The 7,726-nt window shown below is 72.1% G+C and carries 8 protein-coding genes; 1 reads left to right on the plus strand and 7 read right to left on the minus strand.

Annotated elements, in window-relative coordinates; all coding sequences use genetic code 11:
* Nucleotides 1-179: 179 nt before the first annotated feature.
* The 7 genes from ABZS54_RS41005 to ABZS54_RS41035 all read right to left on the minus strand — a co-directional run bounded on the left by ABZS54_RS41005 (nucleotide 180) and on the right by ABZS54_RS41035 (nucleotide 5,736).
* A complete protein-coding gene (locus ABZS54_RS41005) occupies nucleotides 180-785 on the minus strand; it encodes a short chain dehydrogenase (RefSeq protein ID WP_355547932.1) in 606 nt (201 codons plus the stop codon).
* Between the two features lie 120 nt (nucleotides 786-905).
* A complete protein-coding gene (locus tag ABZS54_RS41010; protein ID WP_355547935.1) occupies nucleotides 906-1,577 on the minus strand; it encodes a FadR/GntR family transcriptional regulator in 672 nt (223 codons plus the stop codon).
* 133 nt (nucleotides 1,578-1,710) lie between these two features.
* A complete protein-coding gene (locus ABZS54_RS41015) occupies nucleotides 1,711-2,697 on the minus strand; it encodes a pyridoxal-phosphate dependent enzyme (RefSeq protein ID WP_355547938.1) in 987 nt (328 codons plus the stop codon).
* A 127-nt stretch (nucleotides 2,698-2,824) separates the two neighbouring features.
* Entirely contained in the window at nucleotides 2,825-3,688 is an 864-nt protein-coding gene (locus ABZS54_RS41020) for an SDR family oxidoreductase (RefSeq protein ID WP_355547941.1), read from the minus strand.
* Nucleotides 3,685-4,026, minus strand: coding sequence for a hypothetical protein (locus ABZS54_RS41025; protein ID WP_355547944.1), 342 nt, complete (start codon nucleotides 4,024-4,026; stop codon nucleotides 3,685-3,687). The genes ABZS54_RS41020 and ABZS54_RS41025 overlap by 4 nt, the downstream gene beginning before the upstream one ends.
* Nucleotides 4,023-4,505: a GNAT family N-acetyltransferase gene (locus ABZS54_RS41030; RefSeq protein ID WP_355547947.1), complete on the minus strand. Its 483-nt coding sequence runs from the start codon at nucleotides 4,503-4,505 to the stop codon at nucleotides 4,023-4,025. The genes ABZS54_RS41025 and ABZS54_RS41030 overlap by 4 nt, the downstream gene beginning before the upstream one ends.
* 52 nt (nucleotides 4,506-4,557) lie before the next feature.
* Nucleotides 4,558-5,736, minus strand: coding sequence for a porin PorA family protein (locus ABZS54_RS41035; protein WP_355547950.1), 1,179 nt, complete (start codon nucleotides 5,734-5,736; stop codon nucleotides 4,558-4,560).
* Nucleotides 5,737-6,520: 784 nt separating this feature from the next.
* On the opposite strand from ABZS54_RS41035, the gene ABZS54_RS41040 reads away from it, so the two are divergent.
* The gene (locus ABZS54_RS41040) at nucleotides 6,521-7,687 is read left to right on the plus strand and encodes a hypothetical protein (RefSeq protein ID WP_355547953.1); all 1,167 of its coding nucleotides are present in this window, start codon (nucleotides 6,521-6,523) and stop codon (nucleotides 7,685-7,687) included.
* The last annotated feature ends 39 nt before the right edge of the window (nucleotides 7,688-7,726 follow it).

Here is a 7,726-nt window from a genome sequence, read left to right on the forward strand (position 1 = left end):
GCCCGACCCGCCCCCCACCCGCGCCCGAGCCACCCCCGCCTATCGGCGCACGCTCGACGGGACGCGGACCGGATCGCGGCGGCGATCCGGTCCGCACCGGTGCTCGGTCGACGGTGACGGGTCCGTGCCCGGGTGGACGGGTCGGCGTGGAGCACGTCCGGTGACTCGACGGCCGCCGGCTACCAGCCCACGCGGAAACTCCGGCCGGTCTGGCGACCCTCGATCGAGCGGCGGTACGCCATCGCGGCCGCCGCGACGTCGACCGGCGGGAAGCCGGGGAAGAACGTGTCGTACGCCTCCAACGACTCGGTGAACATCGTGGGGCTGACCGAGTTGATCCGCAATCCGCGCGGCAGTTCGATCGCGACGCCGCGTACGAACGCGTCGATGCCGCCGTTGGCCATCGAGGCCATCGACCCGGTCGGGATGGCCTCGCCCGACAGGATGCCGGTGATCAGCGTGAACGAGCCGTTGTCCGCGACGAAGTCGAGCCCGCCCCGGACCAGTTCGACCTGTCCGAGCAGCTTGTCCAGCGCCGCGCGCTCGACATCGGCACGAGTGAGCTCATCGATCGCCTTGAACGGCACACCGCCGGCCGCACACGCCACCGCGTCCACCCGGCCGACCTGCGCGTACATCGCTGCCACCGACTCGGGGTCGGTGATGTCCACCACGACATCGGTCTTCCCGCTCCGGGAGGCGGTGACCACGTCGTGCCGGGCGGACAGCAGCGCGGTGACAGCCGCACCCAGAGTGCCGGTGGCACCGACCACGAGGACCTTCACAACTACCTCCGATGTGGACCGATATCGCTTCCGATCCTTGCCTGTCCGGTCGGGAAGGGCAAGCAAAGTGTCTCGGCGAGCGCTTGCACCGCTCGCGACATCAGCCTCCCGCGGGAGGATTCAGGTCATCCGTCGCAGCCATTGTTCGACACCGCTGATGTGTACCGTCGACCACGCGTGTGCCGCGCCCGCGTCCCGGCACTCCAGCGCGTCCACGATCGCGTGATGCTCGCGGATCGTGCGCTGCCACGAGTCGTCCTCGGTCAGGCCGCGCCAGGTCCGCGCACGCATGGTCGGGCCGGACAGCGTCTCCAGCAGCGAACACAGCACCTGGTTGCCGCCGAACACGGCGATCTGGTGATGGAAGCGCAGGTCCTGCTCGATCAGCGCGTCGTGCCCGGCATCCGGACTCGGCGGATCGGCGAGCGTGCGCAACGTCGCGATGCCCTCGGCGTCGATCAGCTCGGCGGCCAGCGCGGTGGCCGCCGGCTCCAGGATCCGCCGGACCTGGAGGAAGTCGAGCACGCTCTTGTCGTGGTGGAAGTCGACCACGAACGAGATCGCGCCGAGCAGCAGCGTCGGCTCCAGGCTGGTCACGTAGGTACCGTCGCCCTGGCGCACATCCAGGATCCGGATCAGCGACAGCGCCTTGACCGCCTCGCGCAGCGAATTCCGGGACAGCCCGAGCCGGGCGGCCAAATCGGCCTCCTTGGGCAGCTTCTCGCCCGGCTGAAGCTCCCCGGACACGATCATGCCCTTGATCTTGTCGATGGCCTCGTCTGTAACCGCCACGCCGCTGACCCTCCGGAGATCCGATGAATCCCCAGTATGGCGGGCATCGGCGCACCGTGACGGCTGTCCGCGAACCGCCGGTGCCGGCGGCGGCGCAGCGGATCCGGCTCGGCCACCCGCGCGCCGGACCGGGTCAGCCGGCGTCCCGGCCCAGCGCGGCGATCTCGGCCGAGGAGGCGTTGCCGCCCGAGCACACGACGGCGATCCGCCCGCCCGCGAACTCGGTCGGGTGGGCCAGTACGGCGGCCAACGCGGCGGCACCCGCGCCCTCGGCGAGCGTATGTGCGTGCGTCGCGAGCAGTCGCTGCGCGCGCGCGATGTCGGCGTCCGAGACCAGGAGGAAGTCGGCGAGCCCGGAGCGCAGCACCCGCTGCGGCAGTTCGAACCCCCGGCCGGTGGCCAGGCCGTCCACGACGGTGGTGTTGGCGCGCGTGACGCAGGCCCCGGCCCGCCACGAGTCGTGCGCGGCCGGCGCGGCGGTCGACTGCACGGCGATCACCCGGCAGCCCGGCGCGAGTTCGGCGGCCACCAGCACCGCACCGGCGGCTCCGGTACCACTGCCCACCGGGACCACCACCGCGTCCAGGTCGGGTTCGGCGGTGAGGATCTCCAGGTACGCCGTACCGACCCCGGCCACCAGCGCGGCGGTGTCGCCGGGGCTGACCAGGAGCCGGCCCTCGGCAGCCGCGTACGCCTCGGCCCGAGCCTGTGCGCCGGCCATGTTCGCGCCGTGCAGCAGGACCTCGGCGCCGAACGCGCGCACCGCCCGCACCTTCGCCGGGTTCGCCTCGGCGGGCATCACCACCGTGCACGACGCGTCGAACGCGGCACACGCGTACGCGATCGACTGCGCGTGGTTGCCCGTCGAGTAGGTGACCAAACCCCGGGCCCGCTCCGCCGGGCTCAGGCCGGCCAGCAGGGTCAGCCCGCCTCGGACCTTGAAGGCGCCGACCGGCTGCACGTTCTCGTGCTTGACGAACACGTGCGCGCCGGTGGCCGCGTCGAGCGCGGGATACGACCACATCGGAGTCGGCGGCAGGTGCTCGGCGAGAAACGAGCGGGCGGCCAGGACGTCGGCGAAGGTGGGATCGGCTGCGCTGAGGGTGTGGTCGGCTTTCATGTCGCCATCGTGGGGTGCGGGCCCCGCATCGGTCCAACGCCGACCCGCCGGGACGTCCGTACGCTCCGCGACGGCCACGGGCTTCGCGACACCCGCGGACACCGCCCGTGCTGCCGTGCGGGGGTCCTCAGTCCCCACGGATCCGGGCCAGGATCTGCGGATTGCTCACGTGCACCGGAACGTTGTCCTCGTCGAACAGGCCGAGTCGGTGCAGCGCGCCGCCTTCCACCGGGATCACCGCGCCGGTCGTGTACGCGGACAGGTCGGAGATCAGGAACAGTACGGCCGCCGCCACGTCGGCCGGCGTCCCCCGCCGGCGCAGCGGCACTCCGCGGCCCGCGAGCGCCGGATCCTGCGCGGCGGCGGTCGCGCGCGGCGTGGTGATCGAGCCGGCCGCGACCCCGTTCACCCGGATCCCGTATCGGCCCCACTCCAGGGCCAGCGTCCGGGTCAGCCCGAGCACGGCGGCCTTGGCCGTCCCATAGCCCACGTGGTAGGGCGCCGCGACCACGCCGCCGGTGGAGTTGATGGTCACGATCGAACCGGGCGACTCGTGCGCGACCAGGTGCCGAGCCACGGCCTGGGACAGCCACATCACATGATGCAGGTTCAGATCCAGGGCCTGGTCCCACTGTTCGCGGTCGAAGTCGAGCGCAGGCGCCCAATGCGGCAACAGGCTGCCGCCGACGACGTTGACCAGCCCGTACAACTCGTCCGGCGCGGCGGCGGCCCGCTCCATCACGGTGGCGACGCCGTCGGCGGTCGACACGTCCGCACATACGGTCAGCAGCGTGCCGGGCGGGCCGCCCAGGCCCGTCGCCTCGGCTGCCTCGGCCTCGATCGCGGCCAATCGCTCGGCGTCGCGATCCACACCCAGCACGGTGGCCCCGGCTTCGAGCAGCCCGCGTGCGCAGGTCGTACCGATCCCGCCGCCACCCGCGCCGGAGACGATCACCGTTCGGCCGGCCAACCTGATGCGTTCGGCTATCACCGCTGTACTCCCTGTGTGGTCGAGTCGTTACCGGGTGCCGCATCGCGCACCGCATCCGCGTCGGCAGCGCCTGCCGGATCGACTCCGGCGCCGCGTGCCGCCTCGGTGCCGGTGTCACGTGTCGGATCGGTGGCGGCGGCCCGCAGCCGCGGCAGCACCTCGTGGCCCAGCGCGGCGATCTGCTCGCGGGCCGCCTCGGTGGATACCCCGGGCACGTGGATCCGCAGGTTCACACACGTGGCGCCGGCCTCCGCGCAGCGCCGCGAGTTCGTCGGCCGGCGCGCGGCGATGACGGCGGCGGCCGGGACAGCCCGTGCCGCGCCGCCGCTCGATCTCACGGAAGGGACCGCAACGTCACCGTCTGGCGTGCGAAACCGTTGCGTTCGTAGAAACGGATCGCGTCGGCGTTGGAGCAATACGCGGTCACCTCGGCCAGTTCGGCCCCCACCTCCTTCGCCCAGGCCGAGAACCCGGTGACCAAACGGACTCCGAGCCCACCCTGGCGGTGGGCCGGGTCCACGTACAGACTCACGAGCGTCGCGGTCCGCGCCGGTCGTTTCGCGGATCCCTCGGCCACGGATCCGGCAAGGTATGCGACGACCTGCCCGGCGCAGTCCGCGACGAGAAGGAGCGCGCTCGGGTCGTTCATCCCGGCCGCGAAGTGTGCGGGTCCGTACTCGCGAGGCCAACTCACGTCGACACTCGGGTCCCTGGTCCCGGCATCCTCCGCGAACAGAGCGGCGCTGCAGGCGACCAGCCCGTCCAGGTCGGCGGGCCGGGCACGGCGGACGACCACCTCAAGTTGTTGATCACTCATGGACGAAAGGATAGGTGCCGATCGGCGCGCCGATCGGGGCGTGATCGGAACCCTAGTTGGTGGTCGGTGCGTTGGTCTCCGTCTCGGAATCGACGGGGGAGCCGGCATGGGAGCCGGGTCCCGCATCGGATCCCGACCCTGATCCGGGGTTCGGCGCGGCGGCGGTGGAGGCCGAAGGCGGACTTGTGTCCGGGCCCGCGTCCGAGGCGGCCTCGTTCCGTGGGCCGGGCAGCGTCGCGTCGGATCGGCCTCGACGGGACCGGCGTTCGAGATGGACGGCCAAGCCGAGCAGGGCCACACCGAGCAGGAGCGCGGCCAGTGGTGCCACGACGCCGAGCAGCCACAGCGCCCGGGCGCCGTCGGCGGCGGTGTCGGCCAACTCCGCGCGCGAGGCCGGCGTCGTGGTCATCTTCAGCGACAACACCGGGAAGACCTCGGCCTGCGCGCCGGAGACCGACGCGGCGGTCGCGGTGACACCCTGGGTGGACTCCAGGTCCACGGTGACCCCGGTCTCGGTGTCGACCCAGCCGGTGAGGTCGGTGGTCGCGGTGTAGGCCAGCGGGACCGGGTCGGCCTGACCGGCCAGCTCCAGGGGCCGATTCGGGAACGCGACGCCGGCCAGGCCCTGTACCGCCGCCCTCGGCATCGCCGGCGGCAGCGTGCGCAGCGACTCCTGGTCGGCGAGCGGGCCGCTGGTGCGGATCGTGAAGACGTACGTCTCCCGGCCCGCGCGCCGCTCGGTCCGCACGTATGTGGCCGGGACGGTGGTCCGGGTCGGCGAGTCCCAGTACGGATAGTTCTTCTTCTCGGGCTCCAACGGGAAGCCCGCCGTCAGGCCGCGGTGCGGTTCGGCTGCGACGCCTTTGGGAATCGGCCGGTCGAGCAGGGTCCTGCGGTCCACCGACCACCGTTTCTCGATCGTGGTGAGCGCCTGCTTCTGCGGGCCGGACACCACGGTGCGGTCGCTCAGGACGACGGTCGACCCGGATGCGTGCACCGCGTGCACGTGCCGGTCCACGGTGACGGGCAGGTTGCGCACGATGGCTCCGGGCAGGTTGCCCGCCTGGAGCGCCTGTGGGTCCAACAGGGTCATGCCGCCGGCGAAGTGCATCGTGAAGTCGGCGTCGTCGGGCACCTGGTGCACGGCGGGCAGCACGGCGAATCGGGTCACCGCGCTCGTCGCGACGAGCAACGTGGCGGCGGCGCCGAGATACCAGGACGTCTTTCTCATCAAACCAGCCTCCGCAGGTCGCCGGATGGACCCGGGAGGGCCGGATGTCCTCCCGTGGCGTCGGCGCACGCGACCTGATGGCCCGTACCCCACCAGGATTGAAATCGGATCACGTCGGATACCACGATTCCCGTCCCGGGTACACCCGTTGGTGGTATATCGGGCGCCCGTCCCGATCCGCGGCGTCCGAACCGCAGGCCTTCGGGGGCGTTCGCCTGTGCGCGAGACCGCTGTCCGAGGAAACCGGCGCGCCACGGCTCGCGTTGCGACTCCCGCTGCACACCGCCGCACATGTCGCCATGCACATCGCCATGCAAGTGCCAGGTCACAGGCCTGACTTGCGGGCACGTGGGAAGGATGGGGCCGATGCCGACCGTGCGCTTTCGAGGCCCGTGCAGAAGTGAAATCCGACGCGAGCCGGGTCGATGCGCCCGTGTCCGCAGCGGCGCGGCGGGCGAGCACCCTGGGCTCGCGTCCTGCCGAGGGCCGTCCAAACTGCCGGCCCGGAGGTCAATACGCATTCACCCTACGGGAATTCGCGCACACCCTGAAGGCACACCGTGCGCTGTACGGTTCCGCGACAACGAGCCGCCGGGACGGGATGCGGCGTCGGATGTCGTCCATGCCATGCCGATTCGAGCCACCGGGGGAGTCCGGTGGTTCCGAGCATGCGTGCGCCCGGATCCGGAGCTGGTGATGGCGTCGTGCCGTTCGGTGCGGCGGGGTGGAAACAGAGACTGGGGTACATGTGGCGAATGCCGATGTAGTGGCTCGCGCGCGAGTCATGCTGTTCGACGTCGACCGGGTGTCGGCGGAACGACTGGTCGGGATCTATCGCGCCCTGGGGGAGGTCGACGGACCCGCGTACTACGCCCGGCGGTTGGCCGCGGCGCTGCACACGACCGGGCACATGTTCGGGCACAACGGGGCCGACATGGGCCTCACGCTCGGCAGGCTGACCGAGGCGATCCACCTGTGCCGAAGCCTGGATCCGGCCGAACACCGGGACCGGGACGCGGTTTTGCGGGGCATCCTGAGCACCTACCAGTGGGCGCTGTACCGCTACGACCGACGAGCCGAGGCACTGGCCGTACGGCGCGAGATTCTCACCCTGGCCCGCGCCGGCGCCCGCACGGGCGGCCGGTGGTCCCTGGCCGAGGCGCTCCTCGAAGTCGCTGTCGCACTGGTCGAGGACGGCTGCGACGACGAGGCCGAACCGCTGTTCGCCGAGGCGGTCACGGTGACCGCCGGCCTCGCCCGCGGCCACCTCCCGAAGGCCGACCACCACTGGTACGTCACCGCACACGCGGGCCGGCTCGCCGCCCGCGGCCGATTCGCCGACGCGGCCGATGCGTACCGGCCGCTCCTGGAGACGACCCACGAGGACCGCCAAGTCCCGATCCTGCTGTACGGCGCGCAATTGCTCGCCGCCGCGAACCGCCCCGCCGAAAGCCGGACGGTGCTGACGCGCGCGGTGGAGGTGTATCGCACGCGCGCCGCGCACAGCCCCACCCGGGGCCTGCGCCACGACCTGTTGGCCCACCACCTCGCGGTGCTCGGCGCCGCCGACGAACCGGCCGACATCGCGCACGCCACCACCTCCGATCACTGGTCGCCCACCCGCCTGATCCGGCACACCGAAGCCGAACCCGCGCTGCGCGCCGCACTCGACGCACCGACCACCACTCCCGCACAGCGCGTCGTGCTCGAACGTCGACTCAACGTCCGAGCGACCTTCGCGCCGATGTCCCGCACGGCCGCGGCCCGCCTACTCGTGCCCGCCTACGCCAAGGCCCTCGACCACGCCCGCTCGCTCGCGATTGCCGACCCGACCGGGGCAAACCCGCTGCTGACCCGCGCCCTCACCGACTACGCCCTCGTCCTGGCCGGCGTGGGTCGCGCCCGCGACGGTATCCCCGCCCTGGAGGAGGCAGCCGCCCTGCACGGCTGACGGCCGACGGCCCGGACCGGCGCGAGCTCTCGCGCCGGT

It is taken from the genome of Embleya sp. NPDC005575 (assembly GCF_040605455.1).
Classification (GTDB): Bacteria; Actinomycetota; Actinomycetes; order Streptomycetales; family Streptomycetaceae; genus Embleya.

Excerpts from the sequence above, each read along its gene's own strand:
- ABZS54_RS41040 (WP_355547953.1), top strand. The coding sequence starts at position 6,521 with ATGCTGTTCGACGTCGACCGGGTGTCGGCGGAACGACTGGTCGGGATC.
- ABZS54_RS41015 (WP_355547938.1), bottom strand. The coding sequence starts at position 2,697 with ATGAAAGCCGACCACACCCTCAGCGCAGCCGATCCCACCTTCGCCGAC.
- ABZS54_RS41030 (WP_355547947.1), bottom strand. The coding sequence starts at position 4,505 with ATGAGTGATCAACAACTTGAGGTGGTCGTCCGCCGTGCCCGGCCCGCC.
- ABZS54_RS41035 (WP_355547950.1), bottom strand. The coding sequence starts at position 5,736 with ATGAGAAAGACGTCCTGGTATCTCGGCGCCGCCGCCACGTTGCTCGTC.